This is a genomic window from Fischerella muscicola PCC 7414 (assembly GCF_000317205.1).
Classification (GTDB): domain Bacteria; phylum Cyanobacteriota; class Cyanobacteriia; order Cyanobacteriales; family Nostocaceae; genus Fischerella; species Fischerella muscicola.
Genome location: NZ_AJLK01000078.1, coordinates 1 through 17,567 on the forward strand (window position 1 = coordinate 1; position 17,567 = coordinate 17,567).

A 17,567-nucleotide genomic window follows, 5' to 3' on the forward strand; every position below is an offset into this window, starting at 1 on the left:
TTTCGAGGTTTGGAGTGATTTGATCATTTGTGTGTACACGGCGGTAGCCAAGGAGAGGGAAAGATTTTTGCCTAGCAAAAAGCGAGGGTGAGGTTCAGTCTTATGGTTCCTCTGGTAAGCTGTTCAGATAAATATTAAAATCAACTAAAATCTGTGTATCATCGCCACTTTGCTGTTGTATTTTTCCAGCCGCTAAAGCACGACGGTCTAATAAGCTTTCCACAGCCTGTCTAGCATTAGTGCCACGCTTGAGAGTGAACAACAAAGTGTCGCTTGTGCAATCATCATTTCTACTCACAGCAGCACAAACTACAGGATAATTCTGGAGTGTCCCAGAAATAATATTTTTAAGACTTCCATTGTCGTAATTCTTTTGAAATCTGTATGCTACATGCTGACAACGCACAAAAGGAGTCAAATCACAAGAGAAGTAGTTACTGCTAACCCAACGAATCATCGGTATCCTTCTGCCATTCTGGAAATAATGCATACTCAAATTTTCATAATTCATAATTCATAATTCATAATTCTTCTACATCAATCCTGCTGATTCATACAGGCGTTTAAGCATTGCCATGATCTTGTCACCATAATTTAAATCTGCTGACCACCGTCCTGATAATTGACCTACCAGGGGGGCGATACCACGTGTGACGAAGCGAAATCTTGGATCTACTACATCCTGTACCAGAGGTTCTAAGCTGGCGTAAGCTTTCAAGTGTTGGACATGCGCCCTGACTCCAATTCTGGCACTCTCAAAAGTTGCTGCTTGGCTACCTCCGCCAATTGTCCCTAATCCTGCAAAGTTATTTTGCTCTGGTTTGATATCATCGCCAAAGCGTAAAAAACCAGTTTCTACACACATTTGGCAGAAAGCTATATCATAGTTAACTCCCTCGATCGCGGCTTCTTCGCGGTAGAGTTTGGCGATGTCAGGAAACCGCACTAAAGCATTTTCATTATTATTTTTGAGAAATATCTGTAACTGTACTTCTGAAGCGTTACCATGAGACATGATTTTGTCAATTTGTCCAGAGCAAATTAATAAATTGGAACGTAAAGATACAGTACGACTGGCACTATCCCAACTGACAGAAACATTAAATTCTCGCAGTTCAATTGCTTTGACATAAACAATTCGCCGATAGGTAATACGGCGGACATTGGGTGCTTTGGACAGATCAATTTGTAAGCGATCTACTAAGTCAATGGGGATGTAAGCATTACCGTCAACTAATATCCCTTGCTCGGAATATTTTTGTCCGTTAATGTTAATATTAATTGCTGGATATGTTGCTTCCTCCCCTTCTGAACCAGAGTCAACAGTACGACTCCAAGCAGCAAGTCCATCAGCTATTCCTAAGGCAAAATCACGGCGGCGGTTTTGTAGCAAAGTCCGATCTTCTGGATTACTCAAAAAACCAACTTGCATTAACAAAGCAGGCGCTTTTGTTTGGCGGCAAAATGCTAAACTACCTAAGCCTGAATTTGTATCTGGTTTCACCCCTCGGTTAGGTAGTTGCGTCACACGGCGTAGCAACCCCATTAATACCAATTGTGCATTGCTTTTGCGTTCATCATTGTTGGCAATGTAAAAGACGCTAGCCCCACGCACAGAAGGGCTGCTAGCAGCGTCAGTATGAATTTCTAGGGCGACATCACCGCGACGCACACGAGAATTGATCCATTCGATTGTTTGCTTGGCACTCAAGTCATCGGGAACCGATAAAACTTCAAAACTTCGCGCCCTCAGTTCTGTCACAATTAAATCGCGCAATAAAATCATTTCTCTGGCTTCTGTCGTCCCAGCTGCAACTGAACCTGGATCAATTCCACCTGTTTCTTTGCCTCCGTGGGCTGCGGAAAGAAAAATACGTCCCATTTACAGTATTTCCTCTGATAAAATCTCAGTGTAAGTAATTGAATACATCATTATTGGCTTGGGAACAAGAATATAATAGATATGAGGAGTTAGTAGTTAGTAGTTAGTAGTTAGTTGTGGGTTGATAGCCATTAAACTACTATCCACTAACTACTATCCACTAACCTACTGGCTAAATATGTACACTCCCCGCCTACATCCAGATACTATAGAGGAAATTAAACAACGGGCTGACATTTATGATGTCATTTCGGAATACGTTGTTTTACGCAGGCGTGGTAAAGATTTTGTGGGTTTGTGTCCTTTCCACGATGAAAAAACTCCCAGTTTTACTGTCAGCCCCACCAAGCAAATGTACTACTGTTTTGGCTGCCAAGCGGGGGGGAATGCGATCAAGTTTCTGATGGACTTGCACAAGCATTCTTTTGCGGAAGTGGTGCTGGATTTGGCACGGCGTTACCAAGTTCCTGTGCAAACTCTCGAACCAGAACAAAGACAGGAGTTACAACGGCAATTATCGGAACGATCGCAACTTTACGAAATTCTCGCTTCTACTGCCCAATTTTATCAACATGCCCTCAAGCAACCCCAAGGACAAGTTGCCCTTGAGTATCTGCAACAAAAGCGGCGATTGCAAGATGAGACTATTGTGCAGTTTAACTTGGGTTACGCTCCTGCGGCTTGGGAAACTCTCTACCGTTATTTAGTTGAAGATAAACGCTATCCGGTACAGTTGGTGGAGAAAGCCGGGTTAATTAAACCCCGCAAAGAAAGCAGTGGCTATTATGATGTGTTTCGCGATCGCTTGATGATTCCGATTCACGATGTCATGGGAAGGGTGATTGCTTTTGGCGGTAGAAGTTTAGGGGATGAGCAACCGAAGTATCTGAATTCACCGGAAACTGAGCTATTTAATAAGGGTAAAACTTTATTTGCCCTTCATCAAGCCAAAGCTGGTATTTCGCAAATGGATCAAGCTGTGGTGGTGGAGGGATATTTTGATGCGATCGCCCTCCACGCAGCTGGAATCAATAATGCTGTTGCCTCTTTGGGTACTGCCCTCAGTATAGACCAAGTACGGATACTATTACGCTACACTGACTCTAAACAACTAATACTGAATTTTGACGCTGACAAAGCTGGTAATATAGCTGCCGAAAGGGCGATTGGGGAAATTGCGGAACTGGCGTATAAGGGCGAAGTGCAACTTAAAATTCTCAACTTGCCTGATGGCAAAGATGCCGATGAATACTTGCATACTCATACATCCGCAGATTATCAACAACTGTTAGCGAAAGCACCTTTGTGGCTGAATTGGCAGATTCAGCAAATTGTTAAAGATCGAGACTTGAAGCAGGCTACAGATTTTCAACAAGTCTCGCAGCAATTAGTAAAATTACTGAAGAACATTAGTAATATTGATACGCTAAACTATTACGTTTCTTATTGTGCGGAAATTTTAGCTTTAGGAGACGCTAGGCTAGTACCCTTGCGAGTTGAGAATCTTTTGACTCAAGTTTCACCTCAAAATAATATTAGAGGTATAACGCGATCGCACTACAAACCAACTCCAGAATTACATAAACAGACAAGTACAAAAACTCCTGCTACTTCAGAAAAGAGTTTGTTAGAACAAGCAGAAGCTTTGTTACTGCGAATATATCTGCATTGTCCGGAACACCGTCAAGCCATAAATGACGCTTTAGAAGAACGAGATTTGCAGTTTAGTCTTTCTCATCATCGGTTTTTGTGGCGACAAATTTTAGAACTTGCATCTGAGAGTTTAGAGGATGATTTAATTTCAACGGTACAAGACAGATGCTTGGAGTTTCCTGAGGAAATGGCGTTGGTTTCCCATTTGTTTCAACTCAACGAAAGAAGTAAAAAAGAAATCTTACGTACTCCCCAAGTTGTACAGGCGACTACTGCTTGTATGGAGAGGGTTTTGAGAGAAAAACGCTATCGTCATTTCTTGGAGTTATGGGAACAAACTGATCCACAGACAGAACCCCAGAGATGGCAATCTTATTATCAAGCTTTTTATGCAGAGAAGTTGCGGTTGCAAGAGTTAGATAAACAACGGCAGTTTTCTTTGACTGATTTGTTGTGAGGCTGTAGGAAAGCTAGAAATAATCATCTAGAGGTGCTTTTTTAAACGCAGAGGGACGCAGAGTCGGCGCAGAGGTTCGCAAAGTTTTTCCGAATTTCTAAGTTATACTAATTTGCCAAAAGAATGCGACAGATAGGCCATCTTGTAGAGACGCGATTCATCGCGTCTTTATCCAAGGATGTGTTGCAATCATTAATTGAATTGGTATTAGATAGATTGGTTCTGTCTATCGTTGTTATTCTCAGTAAAGTTTTGGAGTTCGCTGCTGCAAAATCTACATTTGTAATATTAGAATTTATTGTATTACAAACAGCAAATAAACTAAGGAATTTAAACTGTATGCAGAAGGAACGTGTGCTGATAGTTGGTTTAGATGAACCGGAAGTTAGTGCTATTCGCGATCGCCTTGACTGCATAACAGTAGCTTATGAGTATCTACCTAATATTAAACTTGTGGAAGGCATGTCTTCAACATCATTGTATGAATATATTTACGTAACTCTTATACCGATTCAAAAAATGTTTGCGATACATTCAGAGCTAATTCCCCTGCAAAGGTGCATCTAAGACTTTCTTGATGCGATCGCGTGTCTCTAGTAAATGTGCTTTGGTATATTCATCTTCAGCACGGACATTATCCAGTTTCTCAGATAATTGTTTAAGTTTATACCAAGCTAGAGTCCGAGCATCTTCCGGGACATATTGTTTGCGCAACACCATTTCACTGAGAGTTTCCACGTATTGGCGTTGTATGCCTCGACGCAGGCTAGAAATTGTGATGGTTTTGCCTTCGGGTTTTAATACTTCTGTCCAAATGCCATTTTGGAGTGTATCAAATAATTCAGGCAATGTCAGGGAATTTTCGGCTTTATTTTTGAATTCCATGTCTTTGAGACGGGAGAGGCGATCGCCTGAAAGCAAATCCCACAATACCAGACTCTGCATGAACAATACCAAATCATGAATTGGATAGTCTAGGCGACCGATACGGGGGCTACTACCCCAATGTCGCCAACGCGATGGTGCTAATTTGTTCAGTAAATCTGGTGAGAAGTTAAAGGCATCTTCAGCGAAAATATACTTTTGCAAAAGCGCTAATGCTTGCCGTTGTTTTTCTACTGGCACTGCTTTAAACGGTAGTTTTTGTTGTTTCTCACTAGGATGAACTCGATAAAAAGACTGTCCACCGATGTATTTTGTCGCGTAGTAAATGTTTTGGAAATAATTTCCCAGTACTGTACCAAACTGTTCTCTCATATCGCTATAACTATCGCCATCCATAGGAGGGCGTTTGTTCAGACGATCCCACATGATCCGGGCATTTTCTAACTGCCACCGAGAATAAAGCAAGACATTATTGCTGTTATCCCAAGCGTCGGCAGTGGGATCTAGGTCATACATATCTTCATCTGTGGCATAAGTCAATTCTGGCTGGTCAGATTTTTCGGCAATTTTATTCAAAAAGGGTTTCTCAGCTACGGGAGTTGTGGCTGGAAATTGGGTGTAGCCGTATTGAATTGCCCAGTCATCATAAGGCCCCACCATCTGAGGAAAATAATCTCCTTGTTTTTGATCTTGGGGTGCAATGTTGGGTGGAATATAGTCCATTACTGAGGAAACCAGGCCCCTATTACGGGTAATATCTGTATTGTTTAGTTGTTCTGGTGTCAGCATAGTGCTACCGCGGAAGTTGTGGCGTAACCCCAGAGTATGTCCGACTTCGTGAGCAATAATTAACCTTAAATATTGATGGATATAATTTTTCACCTGTTCACTGCTAGGAGGTGCTGGTTGCAGGAGTCTCATTGCTAGAGAACCAAAGGCAAATTGGTTAGCAGCTTCCATTCCGTAACAAAGATCATACTCTCCAGCTAATTTTGATAAATGTTTGGCAAATAGCTTGCGCTTGGTTTGGTTTTTGTTCGCTTCTAAACCGTTGGCACAAAGCAAGCGATTGTGCATGAATGCTGTGAGGGAAGTCCTGGTTTGTCGTTCGTTTTCGTTGGGTTGGATAATTTGGCGATATTCACTTTTGAGGGCGCGGATAAAACTGGCATCTACTAAAATGCTGGCGTTCAAAATTTCTCCGGTCAGAGGATTAACGCGGGAAGGCCCCATGGCAAAATATCCATCGATGGTGTTGATCCAGCGAATTGTGTTGTAACGAATATCCGCAGGCTCCCATTTGGCGTTATCTGGCATTTGTTTGACTTGGATGGCATCTTTAAAACCAGCCGCCTCAAAGGCTTTGTTCCACATCAAGACGCCTTCAGTAATGGCAGAGCGGTATTCTAGGGGTACGGCGTTATCTATCCAAAATACTATCGGTTTTTTGGGAGGAGAAATGGGGGCGTTGGGGTCTTGTTTTTCCAGATGCCAACGGTTGATATAGCGGACAAAGGGTTCTTTACGCTCGTCGTTGGATAAGTCTTGGTAGGCGGTGATAAAATAGCCGATGCGATCGTCTGCTAGCCGGGGTTGGTAATTGTTATTTGGGAGTTGAGAAAGACTGTAGTGGACGCGCAAGGTAAAGCCACGGCTATCGGGTACGCTGATAAAGCCTAGTGTTTGGTCGCTGTCTTCTTCGTCTTCGTCGTCGCTACTACTGCCAGAGAAATTCATCACCGACTCAATTTCGACATTTTGCGGGAAAACTTTGGCGTTGCCAAAATAAGACTCATCGGCGCTTCCCGGTAATCCCAAGCTGGAGGTTAATCCTGCTAGATCTGTAAGTAGCAAATCACTGAGATCGATCAAAATAGATTTGCGTTGGGGATGAATGCTTTTAATTTCTATGGAGTAGAGAACTGAATCACTAAAGGATCGGGCCAGCGATCGCGCCTGTGGATCTCCTTCACGGGTACGAAAATTGACGTTGCGAACAACAAAATTTAATTTTTTATCTACCTGTTGGAAATAAAATAAGAAATCCTGCAAAGGCATACCACTGTAGATGCCAGCTTCGCCAATCCCTGATTCTAAGGTTGCTGTGGCGAGAAAGTTTTTATTTAGTTGTTCTGGTTTGATCTCTAGATATATCTTATTTTCGTCTTTGTTGCGGTACAGAGTAAATAAACCTTGCTGCTTTTGAGTATCTTTGATAACTTCGTTAAAGTCTTCCAAATCATCTTTTTTTGATGGTTTGGAAGTAGAATCAGGTTTTTCGTCTGGCTTTTCTGGCTTATCCTTATCTGGCTTTTCGGAGTCTTTCGCTATCAGTAGAAAAGGCTGCTGTCCAGTTTTTTTAGTATCTTGTACCCAAATAAAAGACTGGTGCTGGGATTTTTGATTGTTGATTACCCAAACTTTGGATAAGGGTAGAGGAGAAGACATGGGGATGGAAACACTGGGAGACACGGAGGCTGTTTCCCTCTTCTGATTCCCTACTTCTACAGCCAGTGTCTTGGCGTTAGCGATTACTATTCCTAAAAACAAACTATGTAAAGCAACAACATAAAAAGTTAGTCTCTTCATCCGAAATGTCCCTGGCTGCGTTCATTATCTAATTTTTAATACTTGCAAGGCAAAGCTGCTGTGATTTCACTGTTGTTCTTACTATTGGCTGAGTGTCAAGGTATGTCAAAGTTCTTCTCCCGCACAAGCTTAGACTATTGGCAGATCACAATCCCTACAACCGCCTGATATCAGGCAATAAACTTTTATGTTAGCTATCATTGACATTTTTTAGCTTTATTGCAATGTTTTACTGTAGTATTTTTGCTAACAACTGCGTCTGTAGCAAACTGTACCTATTATTTTTAGATTTGACCAAATTAAAGATACTGCGAGGATAGTGTCACAACTCAATCAGATAGTTGGAGGTTAGTGAAAAACAAAAAACTTTTTAAGCAGACATTTTTGGGGAAATCGGAGGAGAAGTTGAGTCATACTATTTTCGATTGGGACACTTTATCTGGGTATAGATTCTGTAAATCTATCTGTGACAATTATTTGTCAAATTGATGTCAAATTTAAATAAACTTATGTATTATTAAATACATTTTTTTCGGAAATTCGACAACTGTCTGGCTGGAGAAAAGTCCTGTACATATAACTAAATCATCAGCTGGTGTAATAGTATTAACGGATACATATATGACACTATTATATAAAGTGTGGAAGCGTTTGATAACTTATGTTAGAAGAACAGAAGAACAAGAGATATCAAATCTAACGGGTCTTGAACTCAAAGGGGTTTTCCCTTTAGTAAAAATTAATAATCCTCAAAATAATTTAAGAGAATTGCTATCACCTGAACAATTGCAACAAAGTTTGGCAGAATGGACAAAAAATAACAATTCATTGAATATTAAAATCAGCGATCGCCAATTAGATGAGAACATTTATGATTTATTAGGAAATACTGCATTAAAAATTGAAGTTGTGCAAGCAGTAATGCAGAGGTTGGTTGCTAGTAATGATTTTCGACCTGTACTGTTATTTCAGCGTTTAGAAGATTTTTATCGGCGTTGGTGTGAGGGGGTATTTGTAGATGCAGCACCTAGTGAAAATTTACCCCAAAAAAAGATGTTGCAGTTGCAAGCGCAAAATATTGCGATCGGACTACGACAGGTAGACATCAATGCAGGACTAAATGTGTTGATTTTACTGTTGGAGTTGCATCGCTATGCCCAACAGCGAGATGACCTCAAAGCCCAAATAATTTTCTATCCCTCTGGTCAACGGCACAAAGATAATTTTTTTACATCCCAACTCCTGCGTGTCATCAATTATAGCGATGCGATCGAAATAGGTAATTTTTGTAGTGTTGTTGGGGAATTCCTTCAAGGCAATAACTTTAGCGGTGCTTATCTTGGGGACGCAAACCTGACTGGTGTTAACTTCAGCGGTGCTAACCTCACTAGTGCTTATCTTGGGGATGCAAACCTGACTGGTGTTAACTTCAGTGGTGCTAATCTTGGCGATGCTAACCTTGGCGATGCTAACCTCAGTGGTGCTAACTTGACTGATGCTAATCTTAGGTGTGCTGATCTCAGCAGTACCAACCTCAGTGGTGCTAACCTGGCTGGTGCGGATCTTTACCGTGCTGACCTCAGTCACGCTGACCTCAGCAGCGCTAATCTCAGCGGTGCTGATCTTAGCCACGCTAACTTGACTAGTGCCAATCTCAGAGATGCAAAACTCAGCAGTAGCTATCTTAGTCACGCGATTCTCTTCGGTGCTAATCTCAGTGATGCGAACCTCAACGGTGCTAACCTCAGCTATGCCGACCTTTGCCGCGCCGACCTCAGCGGTACAGACCTCAATCATGCTGATCTTAAAGGTAGTAACCTCAGCGACACCATTCTCTTTAGCACAAACCTGAGAAATGCTATTCTCATCGCCGCCGATCTCAGCTACGCCAAACTAAACGGTGCTAAACTCAACGGTGCTAACCTCAGAAGTGCAATTCTTTTGGGTGCAGACCTGGGTGGTGTAGATCTGACTGATGTAATTCTCAACGAAGCCGATCTCAGTGGCGTGGTTCTCAATGAAGCTGATCTTAGTGGTGCAGACATCAGCGATGCTATTCTCTTTGGTACTGACCTTAGTTACGCCAACCTCAGCAGCGCTAACCTCAGTGGTAGTAACTTGAGTGGTGCAATTCTCAGTGGTGCAGACCTCAGCTATACAAACCTGAGTTATGCGATTTTAGGCGGTGCAGACCTTAGCGACGCTAACCTAGAAAAAGTGACTTGGAATGAAAATTTAGAGTGGGAAGATGTGCGTGGTTTAGATAAAGCGGTAAATGTGCCAGAAGCTTTAAAGCAGCAGTTGGGATTGGTGTAAACAGAAGGCAGGAGGCAGAAGGCAGAAGGAAACTTTAAGATTTAGTCATGCGTTATTTAACTAAATTATTTATTTTTGGTAAAGATTCTCAATCTATCTTGAAAATGGGTGTAGGGTGAAGATCAAAATTTTCATACTTGTTTCGTAGGATTTTCCCATGTGAAAAGCTTTGAGGCTCTCTCCAGGACGCTTACGCGTGTAGAAACTTTTCGCATAATCCATGCATAGCGTAGCCTATGAAAAATGATTTATCCTCAGTAGTTTTGCGGATTTCAGATAGTTGATGATTTAGATATAACATAGAAGAATTACTGTCTGTCACAACAGATAACCACAAGAAAATCTCATAACAAGCATGAAAATACAACTCTTCCTACACCCCTATACTCTTACACCCATTTTGAGCTAGGATGCTTCCCTACAGTGTTTAAGTATGCCCAATGACAACATTTTGCAGAATGCTGATGAGACTACCCTGGTTAATCAGATCAGTAACTACGTTTACCAAGCGATCGCTACCATTCAAGAACAACAACCAGAGTTATTGCTAGAAAAGTATAGAAATATAGACTGGCGTAGTAGTCGCAATCAATCTGCATTTACAGCAAAATTAACAGAATTACTCAATTCAAATTACGCTCACCATGCCTTATTTTCAGAACTGCAAAGATTTTTGAAAGTTCTCCTTACTCCCGAGTCTTTCAATTCATCTATATTAATAAACTTACTAGATACAATTCGTCAATTATACTCTCATCACACAGAATCAGATAACTCATTGCTTCCTCAAAACCCAGAATTATCAAAGCAAATTTCAGTTATTAATCACACTCAAAATTTGCAAAATGTAGGTATAGCTATTTTACTGTTAGATGCAGAAAATCTACAAATAAATATTGAAGTAGAAAAATTTTTAACAACGATTTGTGCTTGCTCCCTACAAGTTAAAATTGCCTTTGCGAATTGGCGTAGTCTCGGAAAATTTGATGTTGAACTGCATGAACGTGGTTATGAATTAATTCATGTTCCACCAGGAAGAGACAATGCTGATGGTAAGATGATCGCTTTTGGTTCATCAATTTATGAGCGTTACCCAAAAGCGAAAGAAATCTTAGTTTGTTCAACAGATCATGTGATGACAAATCTCTGCAATCATCTTCAGCAAAATGGGTTGACGGTATATAGGGTGAGTAAACAAGGAGAAACTCTCACTGTATTGAATAGTAATACAGGTAAAATTATTAACTTTATAGCAAATATACCGTCACTGGACAAATTTATTAAACAACTTAAAAAAATCATCAAAGCCGAACAAAAACGCACAAATAGTTATTGGATTCAACTAGCTAAAATTTCCCAAAGTTTTAAAAATCAATATCAAATAAGTATTAGCGAAGTGGTATATAAGCATTTCCCTGGGAAAAGAGCAAGAGATATTTTTATCAACTATCCTAATGAATTTGTCATTCATCAAATTGATGAAAAATCTGAGTTATATGTGGCACTATTTGAAATTGGTGACAGCCAATAATTAGATAGTATGGAGACAGTGCAGGAAAATAATATCCCCTCATGTTTAATGTCTCAGATTAAATCTAAAACTGATTTAGAAGAGGCACTCAAACAAATTATAATTAATTTAACTATTAAAGCTCCTGGAAGTTACATTGATATTGGTACTTTAGGTAGTAAATTTAATCAGCAATACGGGAAACCAATTACTGAGCAAATTAAAAGTTTACAGATTAGTGGTGGTTTTATTAAATTTTTAAAGTCGAGTACAATTTTTGTACTCAAGCAGAAAGAAAAAACATGGCAAGTAGCTGTTCGGTAAGTCAACATTAACGCACTACTACAAACTTAAATCTAATAAAGCATTTATACTTTCATTAGATAAATCGTATAGATATCTCACTTGTTTGATATTACTAAAATTTCGTTGAATAGATTTGCGATAAGTTGGATCGTAGTGACTATGTAAAATATCTTTTATAAATACTTCCCACTTTTCAGCATCAATTAATTGATACCATTGATGTAATTTCTCCCAGCCATAACGATATTTGAGTTTTTCCAATTTTAATTTTAAAATATCAGGATATTCTACAAAATGGGAATATTTTTGTAAAAGAAACTTAATTCTGGCAGTGATTGGTAGTTGAATTTCTATACAACAAGCCTGTTTCATTTTCTCCCATAAAGACTTGGGTAAATAAATTTTACCTATTTTCATACTTTCTGACTCTATCCAAATGGGTTGATTAGGATTAAAGCTTTGTAGTTGTTGTAAAAGTAATGATTCAAAGTACTTTTGTGAAGGCTGGGGTGAAAGTTTCTCTTGCCATTCTTCGCCTAACAGAGAACCACGATGCTGAGCTAGATTTTCTAAATCTAATACTTGAGCGCCACGTTCACGCATTTTCTGTAAAATGTGGGTTTTGCCACTACCAGTGAAACCACATAGTATTTTATAGGTAAAATTTTTGGGCAATTCTTCTATTTGCTGACGTACATAAGCGCGATAAGTTTTGTAGCCGCCTTCCAGTAGTGTTACCCGCCAACCGATTTGACTAAGTACCAAAGCCATACTTAAAGAACGCTGTCCACCCCGCCAACAATACACCAAAGGATGATATTGCTTTTCTTTGTTAGCAAAATGTTGAGTGATATGCTCAGAAAGATTTTTTGCTACCAAAGCCGCACCTACTTTCCTGGCTTGAAAAGGGTTAATTTGTTTGTATATTGTTCCTACTTCTACGCGTTCGGAATCATATAGTACAGGTAAATTAATTGCGCCAGGAATGTGATCTTCGCTAAATTCTTGAGGAGAGCGAACGTCAATAATTTCACTGTAGGTTTCTTTCCAAGGTTGTTGAGTGTATGTAGGTAAAGGTGGCATGTGATTTCGATATTAGAAATAAATAATTGTTGGGAAATAAGGTTTATTTTCCTGATTTTAATAAATCGCATCAGGCTCCTATCAACACCTTAGCGTAGCTATAGCGCATTCCTAAATCATTTGTGACAGACAAGATCCCCGACAAGTCCTGCGAAGTCGGGGATCTGGGCTTTGCAATTCTCACAAATCAGAAATAATAAACACTAAACACCCATCGAGTGGCATAGTAGTAAGGTGGGTAGTACCCACCCTACTATTTTTCAGGGGTATAAAATCAAAATGACAGACTTTCGAGAACTCAGAGAATGGGAAAAAGCCCATGAGTTAACAGTTGCAGTCTATGAAGCCACGCAGTCTTTCCCTGAAGAGGAATTACTGGGGTTAACGCAACAAATACGTTTAGCCTGTTCCGCAATCCCCGTGAAAATAGCCCAGGGATGCAATCGCGAAGACAGAGAAGATCAAGTTAATTTTCTGGAAATGGCAATGGATGCAGCAATTGAGGTAGAGTATTATCTTTTGCTGTGTTATGAATTGGATATGCTCGATTCTGCTGATTACGATCGCCTGGTTAGCAAGACAGTGGAAGCAAAAGAACTATTGGAATTGTTCATTGATAAGCTGAGCCATAGATAGTTAGTAGTTAGTGGTTGTTTGGTGTTTGTTGTTTGGAATCATTGACAACCAACAACCCTTCGGGTTCGCCAGTCCCCCTACCCTTACCTTAAGCCGCTACCTGCGGAAGCCGCTTCGCGTCTACGCGTCTACGTGACGGAGACCGCCTTTTTGGGGGGCTGGTCTCACCAACAACCAACAATGAACAATAACGCAATGATTAAACTCACTCCCCAACATTTGCAAATTATCTGTAGTCACGCCGAAGCAACTTACCCACAGGAGTGTTGCGGTATTATTTTCGGTCATCTAGCTGATGATGGCAAAACTGTAATCGAAATTATGCCCACGCAAAATGCTTGGAGTGCAGAAGCGGCGGCAGATTTCCCTGGTGATGAAATCATCCACGAGAAGCAGCGCAGGTATGCGATCGCACCCCAAGTTATGTTACAAGCACAAAAAGAAGCACGGACACGCTCTATCGATATAATAGGTATTTATCACTCTCATCCTGACTATCCAGCAATTCCTTCCGAATTTGATCGACTCTGTGCTTGGCAAGAATACTCTTACATAATAGTTTCTGTGGAAAATGGCAAAGCTGGTGAGATTAACAGCTGGTGTCTTGATGATCACCACCAGTTCCAACCAGAGACAATTGAAAAGTTACTTTAAAAACCACCAAGACACAAAGACACAAAGGGTATCGTTTTTGGGTAGGATATAAAGTCCGCGCTTCCTCATCTAACTGCTATGCTAAATCCGAATTTGGATGAAATCCAGCTAACAAAAGACGATTACGAACGCTACTCCCGACACCTAATTTTGCCGGAAGTAGGTGTAGAAGGACAAAAGCGCCTCAAAGCTGCTAGCGTACTGTGTATTGGTACGGGTGGACTGGGTTCACCGTTACTTTTATACCTGGCGGCGGCGGGTATTGGACGTATCGGTATTGTTGATTTCGATGTTGTCGATACTTCTAACCTACAGCGTCAGGTGATTCACGGCACTTCTTGGGTGGGTAAACCCAAGATTGAATCAGCTAAGAATCGCATTCTCGAAATTAACCCCTATTGTCAGGTTGATCTTTACGAAACTCGTCTGAGTTCCGAAAACGCCCTTGACATCATTAGACCTTATGATGTTGTGGTTGATGGAACTGATAATTTCCCGACACGCTATCTGGTCAATGATGCTTGCGTGTTGTTGGATAAACCCAACGTCTACGGTTCTATTTTCCGCTTTGAAGGGCAAGCAACGGTATTTAACTACGAGGGTGGGCCAAATTATCGTGATTTGTACCCAGAACCCCCACCACCAGGGATGGTTCCTTCCTGTGCAGAAGGCGGTGTCTTGGGGATTTTACCAGGAATTATTGGTCTCATCCAGGCAACAGAAACTGTCAAAATCATTATGCGTCAGGGGAATACTTTAAGTGGACGCTTATTGTTGTACAATGCCTTAGAAATGAAATTCCGCGAATTGAAGTTGCGTCCTAACCCGGTACGTCCAGTAATAGAAAAGTTGATAGATTACGAACAATTCTGCGGTATTCCACAAGCGCAAGCAGAGGAGGCTAAACAGCAAATGGAACTTCCCGAAATGACTGTGCAGGAATTGAAGCAATTGTTGGATAGCGATGCTGACAATTTTGTACTGCTGGATGTTCGCAACCCAAATGAATATGAAATTGCCAAGATCCCTGGTTCTGTATTAATACCTTTGCCTGATATTGAAAATGGTGATGGTGTTAACAAAGTTCAGGAACTGGTGAACGGTCATCGCTTGATTGTTCATTGTAAGTCGGGTATGCGTTCTGCAAAAGCTTTGGGAATTCTCAAGCAAGCGGGAATTGATGGTACAAACGTGAAGGGTGGAATTCTGGCTTGGAGCAAGGAAGTTGATCCATCTGTGCCTACATATTAAAGGCAGAGGGCAGTCCTGATGAAAAAATTTCACGAGCTTTGCCATGAAAAATCTCACCCCCTCCCCCTCTCCTTGCTAAGAAGAGGGGTGGCGTAGCCGGGGTGAGGTTACTGTCAAGGCAGAAGGCAAAGTTTTGTAAAGTGTAAGATGCACCAGGTTCTTTTTGATCTGTGTGCATTTAATTATTTAAGGGAGTTCAAAGTTATTGTAATGTGCGATCGCTTTTCTGACTTTACCATGACGATCAAATAACAACCATTCGACTGCACTTAATCCCAAGACTGACTTATAGTAAATGCAGAGGCTATCGATGCTGTAAAGCACTTCGATCAATTCAAAATGTAAGTCTGGTATTTTTTGCAGGGCTTGTTGCCAATAGGTTTTCACTGCTTCTTTACCATAGAGTGTTCCCGATGGTTCATTCATGATTTTGGTGATGAATGGTGTACTCATCTCAAAATCATCAGTGTAGTGTTCCAGAACCCGATTGAGATCATGGGAGTTCCATGCTGCAATCCATTCGTGGGCAAACTGATGGGCAGTTGCTTTAGTCAGCATAAAAATTTTACTGTCTATTGTTTGTTTTACAAATAATTGTGATTCAAATGAACCGCAGAGGACACAGAGAAAGCAGAGGTGGTAACAGGGAGTAATCGCACTGTGCAAATCCAAATTTTTCTACCACAGGTGTGAGACACAATTAACTCAGTTTCTGCAACGATCGCGATGGAGAAATAGAGGGCAATACATGGAAATTCGTACGCCAGACTGGGTTAAACATGCTGTTTTCTATCAAATTTTTCCTGATCGCTTTGCTAGAAGCAAGCAACCACGCAAGCGATTGTTGCGTAACGCCAGTTGGGAAGATTGGGAGGCTATGCCTACACTCCAAGGTTATAAGGGAGGGGATCTCTGGGGTGTACTGGAACAGTTGGATTACATTCAAGATTTAGGAATTAATGCTATTTACTTTACACCCATTTTCCAATCTGCAAGTAATCACCGCTATCATACCCATGATTATTATCAAGTTGATCCGATGTTGGGGGGTAATCCGGCTTTCAAAGAATTGCTAGACGCAGCCCATGCCCGCAATATTAAAGTTGTTTTAGATGGAGTGTTTAATCATTCCAGTCGTGGCTTTTTCTTTTTCCACGATGTTTTAGAGAATGGCCCCCATTCGCCTTGGGTAAATTGGTTCAAAATTGAAGGTTGGCCCCTTTCCCCTTACAATGGTGAGTTTCCTGCTAACTATGTAGGTTGGGCTGACAATCGCGCCCTACCAGTATTCAACCACGACAACCCAGAAGTACGGGAGTACATTATGGAAATTGCTGAATACTGGATTAAATTTGGCATTGATGGTTGGCGCTTGGATGTACCATTTGAAATTAAAACTCCTGGTTTTTGGCAAGAGTTTCGCGATCGCGTCAAAGCCATTAATCCTGAAGCTTATATTGTGGGTGAAGTGTGGGGAGATTCCCGCGAATGGTTGGATGGTACGCAGTTTGATGGTGTGATGAATTATTTATTTGCTGCACCAACAATTGCATTTACCGCAGGCGATCGCGTCGATATCGAACAAGTACAAGATCGTTCCTATCATCCTTACCCACCGTTATTTGCGGCTGAGTACGCCACCAAAATGCAGGAACTACTACAACTTTACCCCTGGGAAATTCAACTTACCCAATTAAATTTGCTGGCGAGTCACGACACCGCTAGGTTAATTTCTATTGCTGGGGGCGATATTCCTAGCGTGGAACTAGCAACTCTGCTGCTACTGACTTTTCCTGGCGCACCTAGTATCTATTATGGTGATGAAGTGGGTTTACCTGGTCGTCTTGATCCCGATTCTCGGCGTGGTTTTCCTCTAGAAGCAAGCTGGAATCAAGAAATTCTCAATACCCACCGCCAATTAATTGCCCTGCGTCATGCTTATCCCTGCTTGCGTACAGGAGATTATCAAGTTTTACATGCTCAAGCAGAACTTTTTGTCTTCACCCGCACTTTAGCTGATGAAAAATTAATCATTGCAGTCAATGCTGGTATTGCATCGGCAAAAACTAGTATAAATATTAACTGGCATAGTCAACTCAATAAGCTTTTATATGGTAATGCTGAGATCGAGTGGTACGGTGAGGGAGAAACTAAACAATTAAGTTTAAATCTTCCTCCCCGCAGTGGTTGTATTTTGGGTAATGGGTAGTCACATCACCGCCTTGGAATGAATTCCAAGGCTATTCGGTAAAAAGACGGTATTACTACTTGAAAAAGACGTGAAGACCGATCTAGCTATTGACCCGCTTCTTTTTAAAATGACCATATAAGAACAAAAATTATAT

General features: G+C 41.0%; 14 protein-coding genes. 9 read left to right on the forward strand and 5 right to left on the reverse strand.

Features of this window, described 5'->3' with window-relative positions; all coding sequences use genetic code 11:
• Positions 1-100: 100 nt before the first annotated feature.
• Complete coding sequence (locus tag UYI_RS32430; RefSeq protein WP_235147938.1) at positions 101-511, reverse strand: COP23 domain-containing protein; 411 nt, start codon at positions 509-511, stop codon at positions 101-103.
• 21 nt (positions 512-532) lie between these two features.
• Positions 533-1,882, reverse strand: a complete 1,350-nt coding sequence (gene tftA / locus UYI_RS0111585) for a hormogonium tapered terminus morphoprotein TftA (RefSeq protein WP_016866828.1) — start codon at positions 1,880-1,882, stop codon at positions 533-535.
• 178 nt (positions 1,883-2,060) lie between these two features.
• On the opposite strand from tftA, the gene dnaG reads away from it, so the two are divergent.
• A complete protein-coding gene (gene dnaG, locus UYI_RS0111590; protein ID WP_016866829.1) occupies positions 2,061-3,992 on the forward strand; it encodes a DNA primase in 1,932 nt (643 codons plus the stop codon).
• 123 nt (positions 3,993-4,115) lie between these two features.
• A complete protein-coding gene (locus UYI_RS0111595) occupies positions 4,116-4,559 on the forward strand; it encodes a hypothetical protein (protein WP_016866830.1) in 444 nt (147 codons plus the stop codon).
• Here the strand turns inward: UYI_RS0111595 and UYI_RS0111600 are convergent.
• On the reverse strand, positions 4,533-7,466 hold the full coding sequence (locus UYI_RS0111600; RefSeq protein ID WP_016866831.1) for a zinc-dependent metalloprotease: 2,934 nt from the start codon (positions 7,464-7,466) through the stop codon (positions 4,533-4,535). The genes UYI_RS0111595 and UYI_RS0111600 overlap by 27 nt on opposite strands.
• 621 nt (positions 7,467-8,087) lie before the next feature.
• Between UYI_RS0111600 and UYI_RS0111605 the strand changes: the two genes are divergently transcribed.
• The 3 genes from UYI_RS0111605 (at position 8,088) to UYI_RS38915 (ending at position 11,616) form a co-directional block, all read left to right on the forward strand.
• Complete coding sequence (locus UYI_RS0111605; RefSeq protein WP_016866832.1) at positions 8,088-9,782, forward strand: pentapeptide repeat-containing protein; 1,695 nt, start codon at positions 8,088-8,090, stop codon at positions 9,780-9,782.
• Positions 9,783-10,215: 433 nt separating this feature from the next.
• Positions 10,216-11,313: an NYN domain-containing protein gene (locus tag UYI_RS32435; protein ID WP_016866833.1), complete on the forward strand. Its 1,098-nt coding sequence runs from the start codon at positions 10,216-10,218 to the stop codon at positions 11,311-11,313.
• Positions 11,314-11,331: 18 nt separating this feature from the next.
• Positions 11,332-11,616, forward strand: coding sequence for a hypothetical protein (locus UYI_RS38915; protein WP_235147939.1), 285 nt, complete (start codon positions 11,332-11,334; stop codon positions 11,614-11,616).
• An 18-nt stretch (positions 11,617-11,634) separates the two neighbouring features.
• Here the strand turns inward: UYI_RS38915 and mnmH are convergent, their stop codons facing one another.
• The gene (gene mnmH, locus UYI_RS0111615) at positions 11,635-12,681 is read right to left on the reverse strand and encodes a tRNA 2-selenouridine(34) synthase MnmH (RefSeq protein WP_016866835.1); all 1,047 of its coding nucleotides are present in this window, start codon (positions 12,679-12,681) and stop codon (positions 11,635-11,637) included.
• A gap of 279 nt (positions 12,682-12,960) precedes the next feature.
• On the opposite strand from mnmH, the gene UYI_RS0111620 reads away from it, so the two are divergent.
• From UYI_RS0111620 to moeB, 3 genes are all read left to right on the forward strand, one after another.
• Positions 12,961-13,317, forward strand: a complete 357-nt coding sequence (locus UYI_RS0111620; RefSeq protein ID WP_016866836.1) for a four helix bundle protein — start codon at positions 12,961-12,963, stop codon at positions 13,315-13,317.
• A gap of 195 nt (positions 13,318-13,512) precedes the next feature.
• Positions 13,513-13,971, forward strand: coding sequence for a Mov34/MPN/PAD-1 family protein (locus tag UYI_RS0111625; protein ID WP_026085899.1), 459 nt, complete (start codon positions 13,513-13,515; stop codon positions 13,969-13,971).
• A 78-nt stretch (positions 13,972-14,049) separates the two neighbouring features.
• Entirely contained in the window at positions 14,050-15,222 is a 1,173-nt protein-coding gene (gene moeB / locus UYI_RS0111630) for a molybdopterin-synthase adenylyltransferase MoeB (RefSeq protein ID WP_016866838.1), read from the forward strand.
• 186 nt (positions 15,223-15,408) lie between these two features.
• Here moeB and UYI_RS0111640 read toward each other — a convergent pair whose 3' ends face one another.
• On the reverse strand, positions 15,409-15,780 hold the full coding sequence (locus tag UYI_RS0111640; RefSeq protein ID WP_016866840.1) for a nuclear transport factor 2 family protein: 372 nt from the start codon (positions 15,778-15,780) through the stop codon (positions 15,409-15,411).
• Positions 15,781-15,970: 190 nt separating this feature from the next.
• Between UYI_RS0111640 and UYI_RS0111645 the strand changes: the two genes are divergently transcribed.
• The gene (locus tag UYI_RS0111645) at positions 15,971-17,431 is read left to right on the forward strand and encodes a glycoside hydrolase family 13 protein (RefSeq protein ID WP_016866841.1); all 1,461 of its coding nucleotides are present in this window, start codon (positions 15,971-15,973) and stop codon (positions 17,429-17,431) included.
• Positions 17,432-17,567 lie beyond the last annotated feature (136 nt).

Coding starts and splice junctions, on each gene's coding strand:
- UYI_RS0111640 (WP_016866840.1), bottom strand. CDS start 15,780: ATGCTGACTAAAGCAACTGCCCATCAGTTTGCCCACGAATGGATTGCA.
- UYI_RS0111625 (WP_026085899.1), top strand. CDS start 13,513: ATGATTAAACTCACTCCCCAACATTTGCAAATTATCTGTAGTCACGCC.
- dnaG (WP_016866829.1), top strand. CDS start 2,061: ATGTACACTCCCCGCCTACATCCAGATACTATAGAGGAAATTAAACAA.
- tftA (WP_016866828.1), bottom strand. CDS start 1,882: ATGGGACGTATTTTTCTTTCCGCAGCCCACGGAGGCAAAGAAACAGGT.
- UYI_RS0111645 (WP_016866841.1), top strand. CDS start 15,971: ATGGAAATTCGTACGCCAGACTGGGTTAAACATGCTGTTTTCTATCAA.
- UYI_RS0111605 (WP_016866832.1), top strand. CDS start 8,088: ATGACACTATTATATAAAGTGTGGAAGCGTTTGATAACTTATGTTAGA.
- moeB (WP_016866838.1), top strand. CDS start 14,050: ATGCTAAATCCGAATTTGGATGAAATCCAGCTAACAAAAGACGATTAC.
- UYI_RS0111595 (WP_016866830.1), top strand. CDS start 4,116: ATGCGACAGATAGGCCATCTTGTAGAGACGCGATTCATCGCGTCTTTA.
- UYI_RS0111600 (WP_016866831.1), bottom strand. CDS start 7,466: ATGAAGAGACTAACTTTTTATGTTGTTGCTTTACATAGTTTGTTTTTA.
- mnmH (WP_016866835.1), bottom strand. CDS start 12,681: ATGCCACCTTTACCTACATACACTCAACAACCTTGGAAAGAAACCTAC.
- UYI_RS32430 (WP_235147938.1), bottom strand. CDS start 511: ATGAATTATGAAAATTTGAGTATGCATTATTTCCAGAATGGCAGAAGG.
- UYI_RS32435 (WP_016866833.1), top strand. CDS start 10,216: ATGCCCAATGACAACATTTTGCAGAATGCTGATGAGACTACCCTGGTT.
- UYI_RS0111620 (WP_016866836.1), top strand. CDS start 12,961: ATGACAGACTTTCGAGAACTCAGAGAATGGGAAAAAGCCCATGAGTTA.